This window comes from Acinetobacter sp. 228 (assembly GCF_048147885.1).
Map to the genome: position 1 here is coordinate 1 of NZ_JAYWYV010000629.1, position 1,015 is coordinate 1,015.

Annotated in this window: 1 protein-coding gene; it reads left to right on the top strand. The window is 43.4% G+C overall.

The window, feature by feature from the left end:
- Positions 1-4 precede the first annotated feature (4 nt).
- The coding region (adeA, locus tag VXQ92_RS21415; protein ID WP_416683111.1) for a multidrug efflux RND transporter periplasmic adaptor subunit AdeA at positions 5-1,015 on the top strand (1,011 nt) is incomplete at its 3' end.

Genomic DNA, 1,015 nt, shown 5'->3' on the forward strand with positions numbered 1-1,015 from the left:
TGGGCTGATATTACAGGGGTGTGATTCAAAAGAAGTCGCTCAAGCTGAGCCACCACCGGCTAAAGTCAGTGTATTAAGCATTCAACCGCAATCGGTAAATTTTAGTGAAAATCTTCCTGCACGTGTACATGCATTCCGTACGGCGGAAATCCGTCCGCAAGTCGGAGGTATCATTGAAAAGGTTCTATTTAAACAAGGTAGTGAAGTTAGAGCAGGGCAAGCCTTATATAAAATTAATTCCGAGACATTTGAGGCCGATGTAAATAGCAATAGAGCTTCTCTCAATAAAGCTGAAGCTGAGGTAGCAAGACTCAAAGTTCAGCTAGAACGTTATGAGCAGCTGTTACCAAGTAATGCAATTAGTAAGCAAGAAGTAAGTAATGCTCAAGCTCAGTATCGTCAGGCTCTAGCCGATGTCGCTCAAATGAAAGCATTGCTGGCCAGACAAAACTTGAATCTGCAATATGCAACAGTTCGAGCGCCTATTTCTGGGCGTATTGGGCAATCTTTTGTCACTGAAGGTGCATTGGTCGGTCAGGGCGATACCAATACGATGGCAACCATTCAACAGATTGATAAAGTCTATGTTGATGTAAAGCAATCAGTTAGTGAGTATGAGCGCTTACAAGCTGCGCTACAAAGCGGTGAATTATCAGCAAATAGTGACAAAACCGTTCGTATTACCAATAGCCACGGGCAACCTTATAACGTCACAGCAAAAATGTTGTTTGAAGATATTAATGTTGACCCGGAAACGGGCGATGTCACATTCCGTATTGAAGTTAATAACACTGAACGAAAATTACTTCCGGGCATGTATGTGCGTGTCAATATTGATCGTGCTTCTATTCCTCAAGCGCTATTGGTTCCGGCGCAAGCGATCCAACGTAATATCAGTGGCGAGCCTCAGGTATATGTCATCAACGCCCAAGGTACAGCGGAAATTCGTCCTATCGAAATTGGACAGCAATATGAGCAGTTCTATATCGCTAACAAAGGCTTGAAAGTCGGTGAC